The sequence below is a fragment of the Bacillus sp. LM 4-2 genome, assembly GCF_000978495.1.
GTDB classification, from domain to species: Bacteria; Bacillota; Bacilli; order Bacillales; family Bacillaceae; genus Bacillus; species Bacillus subtilis.
In genome coordinates, this window is sequence record NZ_CP011101.1 from 443588 (window position 1) to 463356 (window position 19769).

The 19769-nt window shown below is 46.1% G+C and carries 21 protein-coding genes; 18 read left to right on the forward strand and 3 right to left on the reverse strand.

Going from position 1 to position 19769, the window contains the following annotated elements; all coding sequences use genetic code 11:
• Positions 1-7 precede the first annotated feature (7 nt).
• The 4 genes from bslm_RS02215 to sipU all read left to right on the forward strand — a co-directional run bounded on the left by bslm_RS02215 (position 8) and on the right by sipU (position 3415).
• Entirely contained in the window at positions 8-439 is a 432-nt protein-coding gene (locus bslm_RS02215) for a PTS mannitol transporter subunit IIA (protein ID WP_003246714.1), read from the forward strand.
• Position 440: 1 nt separating this feature from the next.
• Positions 441-1562: a mannitol-1-phosphate 5-dehydrogenase gene (locus tag bslm_RS02220; RefSeq protein WP_003234438.1), complete on the forward strand. Its 1122-nt coding sequence runs from the start codon at positions 441-443 to the stop codon at positions 1560-1562.
• A 90-nt stretch (positions 1563-1652) separates the two neighbouring features.
• Entirely contained in the window at positions 1653-2717 is a 1065-nt protein-coding gene (locus bslm_RS02225) for a tartrate dehydrogenase (RefSeq protein WP_082098067.1), read from the forward strand.
• 134 nt (positions 2718-2851) lie between these two features.
• The gene (gene sipU, locus bslm_RS02230) at positions 2852-3415 is read left to right on the forward strand and encodes a signal peptidase I sipU (RefSeq protein WP_038428365.1); all 564 of its coding nucleotides are present in this window, start codon (positions 2852-2854) and stop codon (positions 3413-3415) included.
• Positions 3416-3474: 59 nt separating this feature from the next.
• Here the strand turns inward: sipU and bslm_RS02235 are convergent, their stop codons facing one another.
• Positions 3475-4083, reverse strand: coding sequence for a dienelactone hydrolase family protein (locus bslm_RS02235; protein WP_029726564.1), 609 nt, complete (start codon positions 4081-4083; stop codon positions 3475-3477).
• A gap of 84 nt (positions 4084-4167) precedes the next feature.
• On the opposite strand from bslm_RS02235, the gene bslm_RS02240 reads away from it, so the two are divergent.
• The gene (locus tag bslm_RS02240; protein ID WP_015252806.1) at positions 4168-4560 is read left to right on the forward strand and encodes a 3-hydroxyacyl-ACP dehydratase FabZ family protein; all 393 of its coding nucleotides are present in this window, start codon (positions 4168-4170) and stop codon (positions 4558-4560) included.
• A gap of 32 nt (positions 4561-4592) precedes the next feature.
• On the opposite strand, the gene bslm_RS20330 is transcribed toward bslm_RS02240, so the two are convergent.
• Complete coding sequence (locus bslm_RS20330) at positions 4593-4757, reverse strand: hypothetical protein (protein ID WP_032678934.1); 165 nt, start codon at positions 4755-4757, stop codon at positions 4593-4595.
• 132 nt (positions 4758-4889) lie between these two features.
• On the opposite strand from bslm_RS20330, the gene bslm_RS02245 reads away from it, so the two are divergent.
• From bslm_RS02245 to bslm_RS02285, 9 genes are all read left to right on the forward strand, one after another.
• Entirely contained in the window at positions 4890-5639 is a 750-nt protein-coding gene (locus bslm_RS02245; RefSeq protein WP_003234424.1) for a phosphoglycolate phosphatase, read from the forward strand.
• Positions 5640-5844: 205 nt separating this feature from the next.
• A complete protein-coding gene (gene pxpA / locus bslm_RS02250) occupies positions 5845-6618 on the forward strand; it encodes a 5-oxoprolinase subunit PpxA (RefSeq protein ID WP_003234423.1) in 774 nt (257 codons plus the stop codon).
• Positions 6619-6632: 14 nt separating this feature from the next.
• A complete protein-coding gene (locus bslm_RS02255; RefSeq protein ID WP_003234422.1) occupies positions 6633-7847 on the forward strand; it encodes an NRAMP family divalent metal transporter in 1215 nt (404 codons plus the stop codon).
• 23 nt (positions 7848-7870) lie between these two features.
• Entirely contained in the window at positions 7871-8644 is a 774-nt protein-coding gene (locus bslm_RS02260) for a putative hydro-lyase (RefSeq protein WP_082098088.1), read from the forward strand.
• 44 nt (positions 8645-8688) lie between these two features.
• Positions 8689-9411, forward strand: a complete 723-nt coding sequence (pxpB, locus tag bslm_RS02265; protein ID WP_014475832.1) for a 5-oxoprolinase subunit PxpB — start codon at positions 8689-8691, stop codon at positions 9409-9411.
• A 2-nt stretch (positions 9412-9413) separates the two neighbouring features.
• Positions 9414-10421: a 5-oxoprolinase subunit PxpC gene (pxpC, locus tag bslm_RS02270; protein WP_003234419.1), complete on the forward strand. Its 1008-nt coding sequence runs from the start codon at positions 9414-9416 to the stop codon at positions 10419-10421.
• A gap of 15 nt (positions 10422-10436) precedes the next feature.
• Entirely contained in the window at positions 10437-11189 is a 753-nt protein-coding gene (locus bslm_RS02275; RefSeq protein WP_014475834.1) for an IclR family transcriptional regulator, read from the forward strand.
• Positions 11190-11252: 63 nt separating this feature from the next.
• The gene (gene lipC / locus bslm_RS02280; protein WP_033883701.1) at positions 11253-11894 is read left to right on the forward strand and encodes a spore germination lipase LipC; all 642 of its coding nucleotides are present in this window, start codon (positions 11253-11255) and stop codon (positions 11892-11894) included.
• A gap of 172 nt (positions 11895-12066) precedes the next feature.
• Positions 12067-12312 carry a YczI family protein gene (locus tag bslm_RS02285; RefSeq protein ID WP_003240256.1) on the forward strand — a complete coding sequence of 82 codons (246 nt, stop codon included), beginning with the start codon at positions 12067-12069 and terminating at the stop codon, positions 12310-12312.
• Positions 12313-12317: 5 nt separating this feature from the next.
• Here the strand turns inward: bslm_RS02285 and bslm_RS02290 are convergent, their stop codons facing one another.
• A complete protein-coding gene (locus bslm_RS02290; RefSeq protein ID WP_003234413.1) occupies positions 12318-12605 on the reverse strand; it encodes an antibiotic biosynthesis monooxygenase family protein in 288 nt (95 codons plus the stop codon).
• Positions 12606-12755: 150 nt separating this feature from the next.
• Between bslm_RS02290 and pbpC the strand changes: the two genes are divergently transcribed.
• The 4 genes from pbpC to bslm_RS02310 all read left to right on the forward strand — a co-directional run bounded on the left by pbpC (position 12756) and on the right by bslm_RS02310 (position 19758).
• The gene (gene pbpC, locus bslm_RS02295) at positions 12756-14762 is read left to right on the forward strand and encodes a penicillin-binding protein 3 (RefSeq protein WP_033883702.1); all 2007 of its coding nucleotides are present in this window, start codon (positions 12756-12758) and stop codon (positions 14760-14762) included.
• Positions 14763-14862: 100 nt separating this feature from the next.
• Positions 14863-15765 carry an aldo/keto reductase gene (locus bslm_RS02300; RefSeq protein ID WP_033883703.1) on the forward strand — a complete coding sequence of 301 codons (903 nt, stop codon included), beginning with the start codon at positions 14863-14865 and terminating at the stop codon, positions 15763-15765.
• 185 nt (positions 15766-15950) lie between these two features.
• Positions 15951-18035 (forward strand): mannitol operon transcriptional activator MtlR, encoded by a 2085-nt coding sequence (gene mtlR, locus bslm_RS02305; protein WP_038428366.1) that lies wholly within the window; start codon positions 15951-15953, stop codon positions 18033-18035.
• Positions 18036-18246: 211 nt separating this feature from the next.
• The gene (locus tag bslm_RS02310; RefSeq protein WP_038428367.1) at positions 18247-19758 is read left to right on the forward strand and encodes a class I adenylate-forming enzyme family protein; all 1512 of its coding nucleotides are present in this window, start codon (positions 18247-18249) and stop codon (positions 19756-19758) included.
• The last annotated feature ends 11 nt before the right edge of the window (positions 19759-19769 follow it).

Genomic DNA, 19769 nt, shown 5'->3' on the forward strand with positions numbered 1-19769 from the left:
GATACTCATGCAAGTACTCGCAAAGGAAAATATTAAACTCAATCAAACGGTATCATCAAAAGAAGAGGCCATCAAATTGGCAGGCCAGACGCTGATTGACAACGGCTACGTGACAGAGGATTACATTAGCAAAATGTTTGAACGTGAAGAAACGTCTTCTACGTTTATGGGGAATTTCATTGCCATTCCACACGGCACAGAAGAAGCGAAAAGCGAGGTGCTTCACTCTGGAATTTCAATCATACAGATTCCAGAGGGCGTTGAGTACGGAGAAGGCAACACGGCAAAAGTGGTATTCGGCATTGCGGGTAAAAACAATGAGCATTTAGACATTTTGTCTAATATCGCCATTATCTGCTCAGAAGAAGAAAATATTGAACGCCTGATCTCCGCTAAAAGCGAAGAAGATTTGATCGCCATTTTCAACGAGGTGAACTGACATGATCGCATTACATTTCGGTGCGGGGAATATTGGGAGAGGGTTTATCGGCGCGCTGCTTCACCACTCCGGCTATGATGTGGTGTTTGCGGATGTAAACGACACGATGGTCAGCCTCCTCAACGAAAAAAAAGAATACACAGTAGAACTGGCAGAAGAGGGACGTTCATCAGAGGTCATTGGCCCGGTCAGCGCGATTAACAGCGGCAGTCAGCCCGAAGAGCTGTACCGGCTGATGAATGAGGCGGCGCTCATCACAACAGCTGTCGGTCCGAATGTGCTGAAGCTGATTGCTCCATCTATCGCAGAAGGTTTAAGACGGAGAAACACTGCAGACACACTGAATATCATTGCCTGCGAAAATATGATTGGCGGAAGCAGCTTCTTAAAGAAAGAAATATACAGCCATTTAACGGAAGCAGAGCAGAAGTCCGTCAGTGAAACGGTAGGTTTTCCGAATTCTGCCGTTGACCGGATCGTCCCGATTCAGCATCATGAAGACCCGCTGAAAGTATCGGTTGAACCATTTTTCGAATGGGTCATTGATGAATCAGGCTTTAAAGGGAAAACACCAGTCATAAACGGCGCACTGTTTGTTGATGATTTAACGCCGTACATCGAACGGAAGCTGTTTACGGTCAATACCGGACACGCGGTGACAGCGTATGTCGGCTATCAGCGCGGACTCAAGACGGTCAAAGAAGCAATCGATCATCCGGAAATCCGCCGTGTTGTTCATTCGGCGCTGCTTGAAACTGGTGACTATCTCGTCAAATCGTATGGCTTTAAGCAAACTGAACACGAACAATATATCAAAAAAATCATCGGCCGCTTTGAAAATCCTTTCATTTCGGACGATGTGACCCGCGTAGCGAGGTCACCTCTCAGAAAACTGGGAGAAAATGATAGACTTGTAGGCCCGGCAAAGAAAATAAAAGAGCCGAATGCACTGGCGGAAGGAATTGCCGCAGCCCTGCGCTTCGATTTCACCGGTGACCCTGAAGCGGTTGAACTGCAAGCGCTGATTGAAGAAAAAGGATACAGCGGCGTACTTCAAGAGGTGTGCGGTATTCAGTCCCATGAACCGTTGCACGCCATCATTTTAAAGAAACTTAATCAATAACCGATCACCCGTGACACAATGTCACGGGCTTTTTTTACTATCTCGCAATCTAGTATAATAGAAAGCGCTTACGAAAACAGGGGGAGGAGAATGACGATGAAACAATTCGAGATTGCGGCAATACCGGGAGACGGAGTAGGAAAAGAGGTTGTAGCGGCTGCTGAGAAAGTGCTTCATACAGCCGCTGAGGTACACGGAGGTTTGTCATTCTCATTCACGGCTTTTCCATGGAGCTGTGATTATTACTTGGAGCACGGCAAAATGATGCCCGAAGATGGAATACATACGCTTACTCAATTTGAAGCGGTTTTTTTGGGAGCCGTCGGAAATCCGAAGCTGGTTCCCGATCATATATCGTTATGGGGACTGCTGCTGAAAATCCGGAGGGAGCTTGAGCTTTCCATTAATATGAGACCCGCCAAACAAATGGCAGGCATTACGTCGCCGCTTCTGCATCCAAATGATTTTGACTTCGTGGTGATTCGCGAGAACAGTGAAGGTGAATACAGTGAAGTCGGCGGGCGCATTCACAGAGGCGATGATGAAATCGCCATCCAGAATGCCGTGTTTACGAGAAAAGCGACAGAACGTGTCATGCGCTTTGCCTTCGAATTGGCAAAAAAACGGCGCAGCCATGTGACAAGCGCCACAAAGTCTAACGGCATTTATCACGCGATGCCGTTTTGGGATGAAGTCTTTCAGCAGACAGCAGCTGATTATAGCGAAATCGAAACATCATCTCAGCATATTGATGCGCTGGCCGCTTTTTTTGTGACGCGTCCGGAAACGTTTGATGTCATTGTGGCGAGCAACTTGTTCGGTGATATTTTAACCGACATCAGCTCAAGCCTGATGGGAAGCATCGGCATTGCGCCTTCTGCTAACATCAATCCATCCGGCAAATATCCGTCCATGTTTGAACCGGTTCACGGCTCAGCTCCTGACATTGCCGGACAGGGCCTTGCCAATCCGATCGGCCAGATTTGGACAGCGAAGCTGATGCTAGACCACTTCGGAGAGGAAGAGCTGGGGGCGAACATTCTGGATGTAATGGAGCAAGTGACTGCCGACGGCATCAAAACACGCGACATTGGGGGACAAAGCACAACGGCTGAGGTCACTGATGAAATCTGTTCGCGCTTAAGAAAGCTCTGATGAATCAGGCCGGTGGCAGATGGCTGCCTCGGCCTGTCCATTTCCTTACGAAAATTTCCACGAAAGTCTAACCAAGCAGATCCAAATGCTGTATAATAATTTGGAATTCTTAGGAAAGCATCGGGTGAAGGAAGTTGAATGCAAAAACAATCACGTTAAAGAAAAAAAGAAAAATCAAAACGATCGTTGCACTCAGTATCATTATGATCGCAGCTCTCATTTTTACGATTAGATTGGTGTTTTACAAGCCTTTTCTTATTGAAGGATCATCAATGGCCCCAACGCTTAAAGACTCAGAAAGAATTCTGGTTGATAAAGCAGTCAAATGGATTGGCGGGTTTCACAGAGGCGACATCATAGTCATTCATGACAAAAAGAGCGGCCGCTCATTTGTCAAACGTTTAATCGGTTTGCCTGGTGACAGCATTAAAATGAAAAATGATCAGCTATACATAAATGATAAAAAGGTGGAAGAACCATACTTAAAGGAATATAAACAGGAGGTCAAAGAGTCGGGTGTAACCTTAACAGGTGACTTCGAAGTTGAGGTTCCTTCCGGTAAATATTTTGTGATGGGAGATAACCGTCTCAATTCACTGGATAGCAGAAACGGAATGGGCATGCCTTCTGAAGACGATATCATCGGTACTGAATCTCTCGTCTTTTATCCATTCGGTGAGATGAGACAGGCAAAATAAAATGCAATGCAAAAAGAACATGGAACATGACGGCACCGATAATAAAGCGCCGTGCACGTTTAAAAAAATGATGATGAAACGGTGCGGAGCCGGCTTTCCGCCCCGTTTTTTATGATAGAAAGCGTTTTGAAGAAAAGGGCCCTGTTGAAATAAACAGAATCAGGATTGGCGAAGCCGTGAAGCGCATCGAATTGATAAATCTCAAGATGGGTATGCTGTTTTTCCCGCAATTTTTTGATAAGAAGCGCTACGTCAAACGACGGCTCATAATTAGGGAAAAACAATAGGACCGGGCAGGCTGGCACGTGATGAAGAGAGTCGCGTATCCGGGAACCGTAATAACAAACCGATCCGCTCACCTCAGGCATACTGCTGCATTTCCATGCGATAGTAGCCCCCACGCTGAATCCAATCACAAAGATGTGCCGTCCGGCGTTTTGCCTGATCACATTCTGGATGATGGTTTCTCCCGTTTTCAGCCGTTCGTGTTTTGTAAATTGTTCGTATGCCGTTTTTTCTTCTTGCAGTGTGTAGACTTCATTCTCGCCGAGCAGGTTGGGCGTCAACACATCATATCCAGCCATTTTGATCAGCCGGCCCATCTTTTTCATATGGCTGTTTACACCGTATATTTCGTGTACGAGAATGACAAGCGGTTTTGGGGACATAACGGCCTCCTTTTGTGTTTTTTCCATTATATCCTATCGTTTCACTTTAGGCTGAGATATAATGGTCAAAAAAGGAGATATAAAATGAACTCATTATCTTTGCCTCACCGCTATCCATTTTTGTTTATTGATGGCGTGACGGATAGCGAGCCCGGCAAACATGCGGCAGCTTATAAGCTGATTAGTGAGAACGACTGGTTTATCACTGATACGCAAACAGAAATGCCGTTTTCACTTGTGATTGAAGCGCTTGCGCAAACCGCGGCTTTTACAGGAATTACAGATGAGAACAGCTTGGGATTATTGACTTCGGTGAAGAAAGCGGAAAAGCTGGGAGAAGCTGTGCCTGGTGACCGGCTTGATCTTACGTTTGAAGTCACGCGCAATCGGCGCGGGTTTGTGTTCGGACATGCCAAGGCATCAGTTGGAGAGCAGCCTGTTGCTGAAGCTGAAATCGGCATCTATATTGAAAAATGAAAAAAACCCTTCACAACATTTTGTGAGGGGTTCTATTTTGTGTCGTAATCCCGTTCGCTTTGAGAGTTATCTCTTTGCTGGCGTTTGTGTTTTTCATCATTCATATTTTCCTTCAGCTCTTCATTAGGAATCGGATCGGTTAAGTCGTTGTGCTCGGGGTTTTCATTTGGTTTGTTTTGCTGTTTTCTTTCTGTCATGTTTGATCACCTCACCGTTTGTTTTCCTCTTATCCGTTCTCCTCAAACATAGGAAATCGCTTTTTTGTCCCGCTGGGTATAATGTATTAGAATAGAGAGAAGCACAACAAAAAGATAAAGAGAGGTACATATATGTCTGTTCAAAGAGAAGATGTAGATATCAAGCTGATCGCAATTGATATGGATGGTACACTGCTGAACGACGAGCAGCTGATCTCGGATGAAAACCGCAAAGCCATTCGTGAAGCGGAGGATAAAGGTGTGTATGTGGTGATCAGCACGGGCCGGACGCTGATGACGTGCCGGGAGCTGGCGGAATCGCTAAAGCTGTCATCCTTTCTAATCACGGCAAACGGCAGTGAAATTTGGGATTCGAATTTTAATTTGGTGGAACGGAAGCTGCTTCATACGGACCATATTCAAATGATGTGGGATTTGCGGAATAAGCACAACACTAATTTCTGGGCTTCTACGGTGAATAAAGTATGGAGAGGCGAGTTTCCGGAAAACATTACGGATCATGAATGGCTCAAATTCGGCTTTGACATCGAGGATGACGATATCCGAAACGAAGTGCTTGAGGAGCTGAGAAAAAACAAAGAGCTCGAAATCACAAATTCAAGTCCGACAAACATTGAAGTCAACGCGCTTGGCATCAACAAAGCTGCAGCCCTTGCCAAGGTTACGGAAAAACTCGGCTTTACAATGGAGAATGTGATGGCGATGGGCGACAGCCTTAATGACATTGCGATGATCAAAGAAGCGGGTCTTGGCGTCGCAATGGGCAATGCGCAAGACATCGTAAAAGAAACGGCTGATTATATCACGGATACAAATATTGAGGATGGTGTCGCTAAAGCGATTCGCCATTGGGTACTATAAAAAAAGAGAGTCCTAAGATGGACTCTCTTTTTTAGTTTGGCAGGTTTTCTTCTGGGACCATGGTAGGTTTTCTGACAAAAGTATTTCACAAACAGATATGATTCACTTATAATGAAATAAAGTTCAAAAATTCGGAATAGTCGTTCCGGATTTCGGGACAATAAATGACATAAAGCATATCGTTTGCTTTGGCAGGAGGGATTCTGTGTTTCAGATTGATTTAAACTGTGATTTAGGAGAAAGCTTCGGAGCCTACAAGATAGGCCTTGACCAAGATATTTTAGAGTATGTGACATCAGCGAATATCGCATGCGGATTTCATGCAGGAGATCCTAGTGTTATGCGAAAAACCGTCGCGCTTGCAGCAGAAAGAGGCGTGAAAATGGGTGCGCATCCGGGCTTGCCGGATTTACTCGGTTTTGGGCGCCGCAATATGGCGATTTCTCCTGAGGAAGCGTATGATCTTGTCGTTTATCAAATTGGCGCGCTCTCTGGCTTTCTAAAAGCAGAGGGACTTCACATGCAGCACGTCAAGCCGCATGGCGCTTTATACAATATGGCGGCAGTCGATCAAAAACTGTCGGATGCTATCGCGAAAGCTGTCTATAAGGTTGATCCAGGCCTGATTCTTTTCGGTCTTGCTGAGAGCGAGCTTGTAAAAGCGGGAGAACGGATCGGACTTCAGACCGCAAATGAAGTGTTCGCCGACAGAACATACCAATCGGACGGCACGCTGACACCGCGCTCCCAGCCGGACGCACTCATTGAAAGTGATGATGCCGCCGTCACCCAGGTCATCAAAATGGTGAAAGAAGGGGCGGTCAAATCTCAGCAAGGACATGATGTGTCATTAAAAGCAGATACAGTCTGCATTCATGGAGATGGAGCCCATGCGCTGACATTTGCGCAAAAAATCAGAAAACAGCTCAAAGCGGCTGGAATTGAAGTGACAGCTATTTCAGAACAGAGGTCAACATAAAGGAGGAACAATAGATGGAGCAGCAGAAAAAGACAGCAGGAAAAAAAGCGGGCAGCTGGTCATTGCTGATGGGCGCCGCCTTTTTAATGGCGACATCAGCAATCGGACCGGGTTTCCTCACCCAAACCGCAACATTCACAAACACACTCGCAGCAAGCTTCGGTTTTGTCATCTTAATCTCTATTATTTTAGATATTTTCGCCCAAACCAATGTGTGGCGCATCATCGCAGTTTCTGGAAAACGAGGTCAGGAAATTGCGAATATGGTGCTTCCCGGACTGGGGTATTTCATCGCCATTCTCGTCGTGCTTGGCGGACTAGCTTTTAATATTGGGAATATCGGAGGGGCCGGGCTGGGACTTCAGGTGCTGTTCGGCATTACACCTGAAACAGGCGCTTTAATCAGTGCCGTTATCGCCATTTTGATTTTTGTCATCAAGGAAGCAGGAAAAGCGATGGACCGTTTTACGCAAATCGCGGGGTTCGTGATGATTATTTTAACGGTCTACGTTGCGGCGACGACAGCTCCTCCGGTCGGACAGGCAGTCGCAAATACATTCGTCCCGGAACACATCAGCATATTTGCCATTGTCACCCTAGTGGGCGGAACCGTCGGCGGTTATATCACATTTGCCGGGGGACACCGTTTGCTTGATGCCGGAATTAAAGGAAAGGAATCCATTCCGCAGGTGACAAAAAGCTCGGTTGTCGGCATTTTAATTACATCTGTCATGCGTATCGCTCTTTTTCTTGCGGTTCTAGGCGTTGTATCGAAAGGGCTGCACATCGATGAAAGCAACCCGGCGGCTTCTGTCTTCAAGCTGGCTGCTGGAAATGTTGGTTATAAAATTTTCGGATTGATCATGTGGTCTGCGGCGATTACGTCTGTTATTGGAGCAGCCTATACATCTGTTTCATTTTTCAAGACCTTTTCTCCAAAAATTGAAAAGAATTCACGCGGTATTATTATCGGATTTATTGTGGTTTCTACGTTAGCTTTTGTCACAATCGGCCAGCCTGCGAAGATCCTCGTCCTTGTCGGTTCACTGAACGGCTTAATTCTGCCGATTGCGCTCGGAACGCTGCTTGTTGCCGCCTACAAGAAAAACATTGTCGGTGATTATAAGCATCCGCTTTGGCTGACAAGCACAGGCGCGCTTGTAGTGATTGTAATGGCAGTTATGGGAATCTACACGTTATGTACACAACTTCCTCAATTGTGGAGCTGATATAAGTGGAGCAATTAAACAAAATGGCGCCGAAGGATGTACGCGCCCTGATACGAGAGGGGAAAATAAACGGGCCGACCGCAGGCATGTCCGGCGGCTACGCCCAAGCGAATCTTGTGGTTTTGAAAAAGGACCTTGCTTTTGATTTTCTGCTGTTTTGCCAGCGAAATCAAAAGCCCTGCCCCGTGCTGGATGTGACTGAAGCAGGTTCGCCTGTGCCGTCTCTGGCTGCGCCGGATGCTGATATCAGAACGGACTTTCCGAAATACCGTATTTACAGGCACGGTATCTTATCGGAAGAAGTATCTGATATTACGCCATACTGGGAGGACGATTTTGTCGGCTTTCTGATCGGATGCAGTTTCTCCTTTGAACAGGCACTGATCAATAATGGGATAGCTGTCCGGCATATTGATGAGGGGACAAACGTCTCGATGTATAAAACGAATATCGATTGTGTTCCGGCGGGGGCGTTTCACGGACAGATGGTTGTCAGCATGAGACCGGTTCCTGAACGGCTGGCTGTACGTGCCGCGCAAGTGACCTCGCGTTTTCCGGCTGTGCACGGAGGGCCGATCCATATCGGCAATCCGGGAGCAATCGGGATTCGCGATCTCGGGAAACCGGATTTCGGAGATGCCGTTCCCATTCGAGAAGGCGAGGTTCCTGTTTTTTGGGCATGCGGAGTGACACCGCAAGCCGTGGCTATGAATGTAAAACCTGAAATGGTCATCACACATGCGCCGGGGCATATGCTCATCACAGATATTCGAGACGAGTCGCTTGCGGTGCTGTAACCTCTCGTCATCCTGATGAACGAGAATTAAAAGAGGTGAGAAAGATGACTGTACGATATCAAATCGAACAGCTCGGTGATTCTGCAATGATGATCCGATTCGGAGAAGAAATCAATGAACAGGTCAACGGCATTGTCCATGCCGCGGCCGCTTATATAGAAGAACAGCCATTTCCGGGATTCATTGAATGTATCCCAGCTTTTACAAGTCTAACCGTATTTTATGATATGTATGAAGTGTACAAGCATTTGCCTCAAGGCATAAGCTCACCTTTTGAGAAGGTCAAGCGCGATGTCGAAGAGCGCCTGGCAGAAATAGCCGAAGACTATGAGGTCAACCGCCGTATTGTAGAAATTCCCGTCTGCTATGGCGGTGAATTTGGTCCGGATTTAGAAGAGGTGGCGAAGATCAATCAGCTGTCACCGGAGGAAGTAATCGACATTCATACAAACGGTGAATATGTGGTGTATATGCTTGGCTTCGCGCCCGGTTTTCCTTTTCTAGGCGGGATGTCAAAACGCATTGCAGCTCCGAGAAAATCATCGCCAAGACCGTCGATTCCCGCAGGTTCGGTCGGTATTGCGGGATTGCAGACAGGCGTTTACCCGATTTCAACGCCGGGCGGCTGGCAGCTGATCGGCAAAACGCCGCTGGCTCTTTTCCGGCCGCAGGAAAACCCGCCGACATTGCTGCGGGCGGGAGATACTGTGAAATTCGTTCGCATCTCAGAAAAAGACTATCACGCCTATAAGGAGGAGTCCAATTGAGCATGAAAGTATTAAAGCCCGGACTGCTCACAACGGTTCAGGATATAGGCAGAACGGGTTACCAAAAATACGGCGTTCTGGCCAGCGGCGCTATGGACACGGTATCACTGCGCATTGCCAATCTGTTGATAGGAAACGGCGAAAATGAAGCAGGTCTCGAAATAACGATGATGGGGCCCGGTCCGTCGTTTCATTTTTCAAAACAGACACTGATTGCTGTGACAGGGGCGGACTTCACGCTGCGTATTAATGACGAGGAAGCGCCTTTATGGAAGCCTGTGCTCATCAAGGAAAACAGCACAGTCAGCTTTGGCCCCTGCAAACTCGGCAGCCGTGCTTATTTGGCGGCAGCCGGCGGCATTGAGGTGCCTGCCGTCATGGAAAGTAAAAGCACATACGTCAGAGGAAGCATCGGCGGACTTCATGGCAGAGCGCTTCAAAAAGAAGATGAACTGAACATTGGAGAGATGTCAGCTCTTTCGCAAACCATCCTTTCCCGCTTAAGTTCGCAGCTTGGAAAACAGGGATTTGCAGCACCGAAGTGGTCAGTCAGCCGCGGCAGATTTCTGCCATTGAAGAAGAATCCCGTCATTCGGGTGCTGGAAGGAAAGCAATTTGCCTTTTTCACAGAAGAATCAAAAACGCGTTTTTATGAAGAAGCATTTCGTGTCACGCCGCAGTCTGACCGTATGGGCTACAGGCTCAAAGGAGAACCGCTCGAACTGAAGGCCCCGCTTGAGATGGTGTCGGAAGCGGTTTCATTCGGAACAGTTCAGGTGCCGCCTGACGGCAACCCGATTATCCTGCTTGCAGACCGGCAGACGACTGGCGGCTATCCGAGGATCGCGCACATCATATCCGCTGATCTTCCGATTGTTTCCCAAATCATGCCGGGTGAGCACGTCCAGTTTGAACCTGTGTCCCTTCAGGAGGCAGAAGCGCTTGCGGTAGAACGGGAACAGCATATAAAAGAACTGAAAACGAGAATGAAGATGGAATGGCTGACATAGCAAAGGGGATGAATGATGCAGAATAAAAATAAAACCGTAGTCAAATCTATGGCGCTGCTCAATTTGTTTTTGCATAAACCAAGCCTAACCTTAAGTGAACTGGTGGCGCTGACAGGAATGCCGAAGACCTCTGTTCACCGGATGGTCAGCTCTTTGGAGGAAATGGGGTTCCTCAGTCGGGATGCGTCCGGCGCTTATTCGCTGGGATTGGTGTTTTTGGAATTCGGACAGCTTGTCGCTGACAGGCTGGATATCAGAAAAATAGCGAAACCGGTGATGGAAGAGCTGTGCCGGGAAGTGGATGAGGCCGTGCAGTTGATCATGAGAGACGGCAATGAAGCGATATACGTTGAGAAAATAGAAGGGACACAGACTGTGCGGCTGTATACGGCGATCGGCAGGCGTTCCCCCCTATACGCGGGAGCGTGCGCCAGAAGCATTCTGTCCTTTCTTCCCCGTGAAGAAATCGAAGCATACATCAAACAAACCGAGCTCATTTCGATTGGCTCCGGAACGATTACCGATCCCGAAAAACTGCTTCAGGAGATTGATGCCTCTGTGCAAAATGGCTATACTGTCAGCTATTCAGAGCTCGAAAACTATACGGCGGCGATCGGCGCCCCGATCTTTAACCATAAGCGCCAAGTGGCAGCCGGCATTAGCATTGCAGGCTTTGAAGCGAGATTTACAGAAGACAGGCTGCCCTATTTAACAGAAAAGGTGAAGGACGCCGCTTTACAGATTTCAAGAAAAATAGGATATACATAAGTAGCCAATCTTTTCTCTGCTGCGTACATTAACGTATCGACGTTCAAGAGTGGAGGAAAGAACATGGTGCTTCGATATACAGCTCTGGGCGATTCCTTGACGACAGGGAGAGGCTCCGGGCTGTTTTCACCCGGCTTCGTCCAGCGTTTTGGGGACATGATGGAAGCTGACTTGAAAACAAGAACGGCAATAAACATATTTGCCAGATCAGGCCTGAATACAGAAGAGATTTTGGGACTCCTGTCATATCCCTATGTGCAAAAATGCATTCGAGATGCTGATATGATAACGATCACAGGTTGCGGAAACGATCTCATCGATTCGGTCTTAGCCTACCAAACCTCTAAGGATGAAACGATTTTCAGCCGTGTATCCGCCCATTGCCATGAGAATTTTGAAAAGATGATTGCCGAAATCGCCGAGATTAAAGGAGAAAATCCTTCCCCGTACGCCATTCGTGTGTTCAACTTATACAATCCGTTTCCCGAAATTGATATCGCCGGCAAATGGATCACTTCGTTTAATTCACATTTAGAAACACTTGCATCAGCACCCCATGTCAAAATCGCGGATGCCTATAGCATCTTCAAAGGCAAAGAACAGGAATATCTGTCCTTTGACGGTGTCCATCCGAACAGCAAAGGCTATCAAGCGATGGCTGAAGCCGTTCACAAGCTAGGCTATAAAGAATTATCAGTTTCATAGAAAACGCGCCTCATGACAGGCGCGTTTTTTATGTGTGATCGAAATATTAAAAGAAACTTAAAATTCTCTGTCTTCTGTTCTACAGACAAACAAAGTGCGCTAGAATAATGGAGGGCGTAGGCAAATATAGCCATAACGTTCAATATTTCGTATATAAGGAAGGATGGTCCTTTTGTTTCGGATTTTTAAAATGTCTTTTGCGGTTATCATTATTATACTGGCGCTTATTGCTTTTAACTATACGGAACACACCTCTGTTATCCAATCGGTCATGCTCGTCTTTCTTGGTGCGGTCATGTTTATGCAGGGGCTTGAAGAACGCAAAAAAGAAAATGACGGTTCAGGCGCTTTTAATATTTATACCGCCGTTTTTGTATGGTCTGTCTCCCTTATCGGTTTTACACTTCATATTATATAAATCTATTACACATCCTGAAAATGCTCGACCGTCGGGAACGGGGTATAGAACCGATGAAGCAAGGCTTTCCACTCTTGATACTCTGAAGAACCGCGAAAGCCTTCCGTATGGTCCTCAAGTGTTTCCCACTCCACAAGAAGCAGATATTTATGCGTTTCCTCCATGCATTTTGATAATGAGTGAGTGATATAGCCCTTCATGCCGGAAATAATCGGCGCCGCTTGCCGGAATGCATCCTCAAACTCTTGTTCAAGGCCTTCTTTAATGTGAAGCATTGCTGCCTCTCTGACCATGCTATCCCTTCTTTCTGTCTTTTCAAATAGTCTACAGCAAACGATAGGAGATTTCTGCAAAATCGGTGAACTTTTCCTTCATTTTCAAAAAAATCTTGCACGCACCAATTCAATTAAGAGAAAATAACAAGTGGAAGGCAGGGGAAAGTCATGTTAAAAAAGTGTATTCTACTAGTATTTCTATGCGTCGGATTGATTGGGTTAATCGGATGCTCCAAAACAGATTCACCAGAGGATCGCATGGAAGCATTCGTGAAACAGTGGAACGATCAGCAATTCGATGACATGTATCAAAGCCTGACTAAAGATGTCAAAAAAGAAATCTCCAAAAAAGATTTCGTCAACAGGTATAAAGCCATCTATGAGCAGGCTGGCGTAAAAAATTTGAAAGTCACTGCGGGAGAAGTAGATAAGGACGATCAAGACAACAAGACAATGAAACATATCCCGTATAAAGTCAGCATGAACACAAATGCCGGCAAAGTCAGCTTCAAGAATACTGCTGTGCTGAAATTAGAAAAAACAGATGACGAGGAGTCATGGAATATAGATTGGGACCCATCGTTTATTTTCGAGCAGCTGGCTGACGACAAAACCGTGCAAATTATGAGCATTGAACCGAAACGAGGCCAAATTTACGATAAAAATGGAAAAGGTTTAGCTGTCAATACAGATGTTCCGGAAATTGGAATTGTTCCCGGAGAGCTTGGCGATAAAAAAGAGAAAGTTATAAAAGAACTCGCCAAAAAACTTGATTTGACTGAAGACGACATCAAGAAAAAGCTGGATCAAGGCTGGGTAAAAGACGATTCGTTTGTGCCGCTCAAAAAGGTCAAGCCTGACCAGGAGAAATTAGTTTCTGAAGCGACGTCATTACAAGGCGTAACAAGAACGAATGTCAGCTCCCGCTACTATCCGTATGGCGAAAAGACAGCCCATTTGACAGGCTATGTCCGCGCCATTACAGCGGAAGAACTGAAGAAAAAGAAAGAAGGAACGTACAGCGATACGTCTAACATCGGTATCGCCGGACTTGAAAATGTGTATGAAGACAAGCTAAGAGGCACAACTGGCTGGAAAATCTACGTGCCGCAAACCGGGGAAGTCATCGCTGAAAAGAAAGCAAAGGACGGCGAGGATCTTCACCTCACAATTGATATCAAAACGCAAACGAAGCTGTATGATGAACTGAAGGATGACAGCGGGGCGGCAGTCGCGCTGCAGCCGAAGACAGGCGAAACACTCGCCCTTGTCAGCGCGCCTTCCTACGATCCAAACGGATTTATTTTCGGCTGGAGCGATAAGGAATGGAAAAAGCTAAACAAAGATAAAAACAATCCGTTTTCAGCGAAATTCAATAAGACATACGCGCCAGGTTCTACCATTAAACCGATTGCGGCTGCTATTGGAATCAAAAACGGCACCCTTAAAGCCGATGAGAAGAAAACAATCAAAGGCAAGGAGTGGCAAAAAGATTCGAGCTGGGGCGGCTATTCAGTGACACGTGTGTCTGAGAGACTTCAACAAGTCGATTTGGAAAACGCCCTTATTACGTCAGACAATATTTATTTTGCCCAGAATGCGCTTGATATGGGAGCGGACACCTTCACAAAAGGCTTAAAAACATTCGGTTTTTCAGAGGACGTTCCGTATGAATTCCCGATCCAGAAATCGTCTATTGCAAATGACAAGCTTGATTCAGACATTTTGCTTGCGGATACAGGCTACGGACAAGGGCAAATGCAAATGTCTCCGCTTCACTTGGCAACTGCTTACACGCCATTTGTTGACAATGGAGACCTTGTCAAACCGACGCTGATCAAAAAAGATTCACAAACAGCTGATGTTTGGCACAAGCAAGTGGTCACGAAGGAAGGGGCGGCAGACATTACAAAAGGTCTGAAAGGCGTTGTGGAAGATGAGCGCGGATCAGCGTATCAGCCTGTCGTAAAAGGAATCACAGTGGCCGGGAAAACAGGAACAGCCGAGCTGAAAACATCAAAAGATGATAAAGACGGCACGGAAAATGGCTGGTTTGTCGGCTACGATTACAAAAACAAAGACCTGCTTGTCGCCATGATGATCCAAAATGTGCAGGACCGCGGCGGCAGCCACTATGTCGTTGAGAAAGCGAAAAAGCAATTTCAATCGAATTAAAATGTCTTTTTAAAAGGAGCGAAAGGAAAAAGGGGATCTGAGGCCGAATGAACTAGTAAGGGGCAAAACCCGGTTTATACAAAGAAAAGAGGGATTTTGCATGCAGCGTATTCAATTGGCGGAGGATCTTCAATTTTCAAGAGTCATACACGGGCTTTGGCGGCTGAATGAATGGAACTATTCAGATGCTGAACTTCTGAGCCTCATTGAATGGTGTATCGATCACGGCATCACGACCTTTGATCATGCGGATATTTATGGAGGCTATACGTGCGAAAAGCTGTTTGGAAACGCCCTTGCCCTTTCGCCTGGATTAAGAGAAAACGTAGAGCTGGTCACAAAATGCGGCATCGTTCTTGAATCGCCTGAACGGCCTGCTCACAGATCGCATCATTATAACACAAGCAAATCGCATATTTTGGCTTCTGTTGAGCAATCGCTTATGAACCTTAGGACGGATTATATCGATGTGCTGTTGATTCACAGACCGGACCCGCTCATGGATCCGGAGGGAGTAGCAGAGGCGTTTCAGGCCTTGAAATGCTCTGGCAAGGTCAGGTACTTTGGCGTTTCAAATTTTAAAGATCACCAGTATCGGATGCTGGAAACGTATCTGCCTGAGAAGCTTGTGACCAACCAGATTGAGCTTTCCGCATACGAATTAGAAAATATGCTCGACGGCACTTTGAACCTGTGCCAGGAAAAACGGATTCCGCCGATGGCTTGGTCGCCTCTGGCAGGCGGCAAAGTTTTCACTGGTGACACGGAAAAAGACCGGCGTGTCCGCACGGCGCTTGAATCCGTTCAAGCAGAGATTGGCGCCGCTTCATTGGGCGAGGTCATGTACGCATGGCTGTTCACGCATCCGGCCGGCATTATGCCGATTGTCGGAAGCGGAAAGCGCGAGCGGATTTCCGCCGCGATAAATGCGTTGTCATACAAGCTTGACCAGGATCAATGGTTCCGCATTTTTACAGCCGTACAGGGTTACGATATTCCATAAAAAGCATCAGCTTACCAGCTGATGCTTTTTCAATATTGTCACACCGCATAGTGCCAAATTACCATTTATAAGTGATTGATTCTTTCTTGAAAGCGTTTTATATTAAAAGGAAACCTCTCTATATCCTCTACTGCATCTCCTTGCGACTTCATCCGCACATCAAGATTGGCTAGGAGGTCTTTTTTATGTATATGACTGCCAGAGAACAAAAGCTGTTAAAGCACTTATTATTACAAAACAGATATATAACCGTAACTGAGCTTGCTGAGCTGATGCAAGTCAGCACGAGAACCATTCACAGGGAACTCAAATCAATTAAACCGCTGATGGAAACCGTGGGGCTTACGTTAGATAAACAGCCCGGTAAAGGGTTGAAAGCAGTGGGAAGTCCCGAGGATAAACAAAAGCTGCTTACTGATTTATCATATGAACAGCATGAATACAGCGCCGACGAACGGAAACTGCTCATTCTTTGTTCGTTATTAGAGTCTCAGGAGCCCGTCAAACTGTACACTCTTGCTCATGATCTCCAGGTGACGAATGCCACGGTCAGCTATGACTTAGATGAGCTCGAGAAGTGGATTTCTCCCTTCGGACTGACACTGATCCGCAAAAGAGGTTTTGGCATCCAGCTTATAGGGCCGGAGAATGCGAAACGGAAAATTGTCGGCAACTTGATTGTGAACCGTCTCGACATCCAAATGTTTTTGGAAGCGGTTGAATTAAACATCAAAGGAAAAGCCGATTCTTCAGAGAAAATGTTCGGGGTTGTCAGCAAAGGTGAGCTGTTAAAAATGGAGCGCATCTTATTTCAGCTCAAAGAAAAAATCGCTTTTTCATTGTCCGATAGCTCCTATATAGCGCTCGTCGTCCATCTGACGTATGCGATCGAACGAATTAAGCTTGGGGAAACTATTACCATGGAGCAAAATGAGTTTGAGGAACTGAAGAATGCGAAAGAATACAGTTCGGCTCTTGAAATCGCGGGCGAGCTTGAACGTGCCTTCGGCGTGACGATTCCAGAGGCGGAGGTCGGCTATATTACAATCCACCTTCGAAGCGCTAATCGAAAATACAAAACAGAATACAAAGCGCAGGAAATTGAGCTGGAAACAGCCCTGCAAACAAAGCGGCTCATTGCTTTTATTTCAGACAAAATCAGAATGGATCTGACGAAAAACTACTCTTTATATGAAGGCTTGATTGCCCATTTGGAGCCGGCCGTCAGCCGCATAAAAGAAAATATTGAGATATACAATCCGATGAAGGAACAGATCAAGCGCGATTATTTTCTGCTTTATATGGCGATCGAAGAAGGCGTCGAAAAGTATTTTCCGGGCATGTCCTTTTCTGATGATGAAATCGCTTTTATCGTTCTTCACTTTGGCTCGGCTCTTGAAATCAAAAAAGAAGAAGCAAAAGTGAAAGCGCTTGTCGTCTGCTCAAGCGGGATCGGCTCCTCGAAAATGCTTGCCTCCAGACTGAAAAAAGAGCTGCCGGAAATTGAATCGTTTGATATGTCATCCCTGATCGAGCTAAAGGGGAAGGATGTTCAAGCCTATGATATGATTGTGTCCACTGTACCGATTCCTTATGAAAACATTGATTACATCATGGTCAGCCCGCTATTAAATGAGGAAGACGCAAACCAGGTCAAGCAGTATATCAAGCGGAAGATCCCCCTTATTCTTAACAAAAAAAGAAGCCCGAAGGAAGAGGCGCAGCAAGCTGATGTACCTGACATGCTGGAGGCGGCGGAAAGCATAGGGCGGTATATGGAAGTTATCCAAGATGTTCTGCGCCATTTTACGCTAGCTCAACTCCAAACAAACCCGGACCATAGCATGCTTCTGCTAGAGCTTTTTCAACAGCTGAAGAAGGATGGCCTGATCCGTGATCCGGAAAAAGCCGCGGTTTGCCTGGCTGAGCGGGAGAAACAAGGGGGATTGGGAATCCCCGGAACAAACATGGCGCTTTATCATCTCAAAAATGATGAAATCGTCCTGCCTTTTTTCAAAATGTTTGATCTCAGCACCCCCTATGAAGTGGATGGCATGGACGGAAATACCCTCAGGATGACACGCATCCTCGTCATGATGGCGCCTAGCTCATTATCCGCTGAAGGGTCGGAGATTTTAAGCGCGATCAGCTCGGCAATTATCGAGAGCGGAGAAAGCATGGCGGGGTTTCAGGAAGAAGGAGAACAAGAATTGTATCAGCGGTTAAACCGCATATTTTTCACATGGATGAAAGAAAAAAACATACTGTAAACCTGCATGGCACACGTCAAAAATTTGGCGTGTGTTTTTCTGTGGAGGGGGAACAAAATAAGAAAATGTGGGACTATTTTATCATTCAGTATTGGAATAATTCCAAAATGAAATAGTTTTACAAGTTATCTTTTTTGGGTTAAAATGGGTGAGGTAAGGAAGAAAATCTAACAAATTATTGAAGATTCAAGAGAATATAGGAGATGACGATATGGAAACATTACAGCATCTGATTCTGCATGACATGCCGAATAGCGAAGAAATAGAGGCTGTAAAAAGCGGAGACCATACACTGACATATAAAGGTTACCGTAAACGGATTAATCAGCTGGCGAATGCCATGCTTCAAAAAGGAATTCAAAAGGGCGACCGTGTTGCATTGCTTTGCAAAAACGGCCATCCCGCCTCAACTGTTATGTTCGCCGCACTTGAAATAGGTGCTGTTGTCGTACCTGTCAGCTGGCAGCTGAAACCATATGAAATGACAGGCATTTTAAAAGCAAGTGAACCGAAAGCGATGTTTTACGGAGCGGAGTTTAAAGAGATACTGGATGAAGTTCTTCCTGAATTGTCCTCACTGTGTGTAACAATGGAAACAGGAACAGCTTACGAAACATCTGCTGAATTTGAAGCGCTGTTTGCAGGTCCTGATCATTTGCCAGAGACGGAAATGGTTTCACCTGATGATACAGCACTTCTGATGTTTACATCTGGAACAACGGGAAACCCGAAAAGATGCATGATTACACATGGCGGCATATACAGATATGTTAAAAAATCCAACAGCTCAATAGCACGCATGAAGGGCCTTCGTTTTCTCGCGTGCCATCCGATTTATCATACGAGTGCGCTCATTTGCATCATGCTTGGAACGTTTGCAGAAACAACCTTTGTGTTTACAAAGGATCAAGATCCTGTTCACATGCTGAAGGTCATTGAAGAAGAGAAGATTCAGACCGTGATGGCTCTTCCTGTGTTCTACACGTATTTGCTTGAGGCGTGGGAAAAGCACCAAACTGACTTATCTTCGCTTGTTATTTTAATGACAGGCGGAACAAAAGTGCCGAGCAGCCTAATACGCCGCTATCTTGATATTGGCATTCCGCTTGCGCATGGCTATGGAAGTACTGAGGCTTGGGGCATCAGCACATGGACGCCTGATATGGGAATGGATAAAGCGGCATCTGCAGGAAAACCTGTGGCAGGTGTTAAAGTCAAAGTGGAAGATCCTCTGACCGGAGAAGAACTTCCTCAAGGAGAAATCGGCGAAATCGTTGTTCATACTCCATTCTTATTTAAAGGCTATGAAGACAATCCTGAAGCAACAGCGAAAGTGCTGCAAAACGGATGGTTTAGAACCGGAGATTCAGGATATGTGGATGAAGATGGCTTTATTTTCATCACGGGACGCTACAAGGATGTCATTATTTACGGAGGCGATAACGTCTATCCTGATCAGGTTGAAGAAGTTATCCAGCAGATCCCGGGAATCCTTGAAACGGCTGTGGTCGGTATTCCTGACCCGCTTTACGGTGAAAAACCGAAAGCTTTTATCGTGAAAAATGGCGGCCAGCGCATCACGGTAGAGGATGTCATCGCATTTTGTAAAGAACGCCTGTCCGCTTACAAAATACCTGAAGTTGAATTTGTTAACGAACTGCCGAAAAACAACCTTGGCAAGGTGAAAAAAGACGTCCTGCGCAATCAGGCTGTACATTCATAAAAGAAGAAGCC

Bases quoted from the DNA above. Each gene is read 5' to 3' on its own strand.
- bslm_RS02215 (WP_003246714.1), top strand. From the start codon at position 8: ATGCAAGTACTCGCAAAGGAAAATATTAAACTCAATCAAACGGTATCA.
- bslm_RS02220 (WP_003234438.1), top strand. From the start codon at position 441: ATGATCGCATTACATTTCGGTGCGGGGAATATTGGGAGAGGGTTTATC.
- bslm_RS02225 (WP_082098067.1), top strand. From the start codon at position 1,653: ATGACGATGAAACAATTCGAGATTGCGGCAATACCGGGAGACGGAGTA.
- bslm_RS02235 (WP_029726564.1), bottom strand. From the start codon at position 4,083: ATGTCCCCAAAACCGCTTGTCATTCTCGTACACGAAATATACGGTGTA.
- bslm_RS02240 (WP_015252806.1), top strand. From the start codon at position 4,168: ATGAACTCATTATCTTTGCCTCACCGCTATCCATTTTTGTTTATTGAT.
- bslm_RS20330 (WP_032678934.1), bottom strand. From the start codon at position 4,757: ATGACAGAAAGAAAACAGCAAAACAAACCAAATGAAAACCCCGAGCAC.
- bslm_RS02245 (WP_003234424.1), top strand. From the start codon at position 4,890: ATGTCTGTTCAAAGAGAAGATGTAGATATCAAGCTGATCGCAATTGAT.
- bslm_RS02255 (WP_003234422.1), top strand. From the start codon at position 6,633: ATGGAGCAGCAGAAAAAGACAGCAGGAAAAAAAGCGGGCAGCTGGTCA.
- bslm_RS02260 (WP_082098088.1), top strand. From the start codon at position 7,871: ATGGCGCCGAAGGATGTACGCGCCCTGATACGAGAGGGGAAAATAAAC.
- pxpB (WP_014475832.1), top strand. From the start codon at position 8,689: ATGACTGTACGATATCAAATCGAACAGCTCGGTGATTCTGCAATGATG.
- pxpC (WP_003234419.1), top strand. From the start codon at position 9,414: ATGAAAGTATTAAAGCCCGGACTGCTCACAACGGTTCAGGATATAGGC.
- bslm_RS02275 (WP_014475834.1), top strand. From the start codon at position 10,437: ATGCAGAATAAAAATAAAACCGTAGTCAAATCTATGGCGCTGCTCAAT.
- lipC (WP_033883701.1), top strand. From the start codon at position 11,253: ATGGTGCTTCGATATACAGCTCTGGGCGATTCCTTGACGACAGGGAGA.
- bslm_RS02290 (WP_003234413.1), bottom strand. From the start codon at position 12,605: ATGGTCAGAGAGGCAGCAATGCTTCACATTAAAGAAGGCCTTGAACAA.
- pbpC (WP_033883702.1), top strand. From the start codon at position 12,756: ATGTTAAAAAAGTGTATTCTACTAGTATTTCTATGCGTCGGATTGATT.
- bslm_RS02300 (WP_033883703.1), top strand. From the start codon at position 14,863: ATGCAGCGTATTCAATTGGCGGAGGATCTTCAATTTTCAAGAGTCATA.
- mtlR (WP_038428366.1), top strand. From the start codon at position 15,951: ATGTATATGACTGCCAGAGAACAAAAGCTGTTAAAGCACTTATTATTA.
- bslm_RS02310 (WP_038428367.1), top strand. From the start codon at position 18,247: ATGGAAACATTACAGCATCTGATTCTGCATGACATGCCGAATAGCGAA.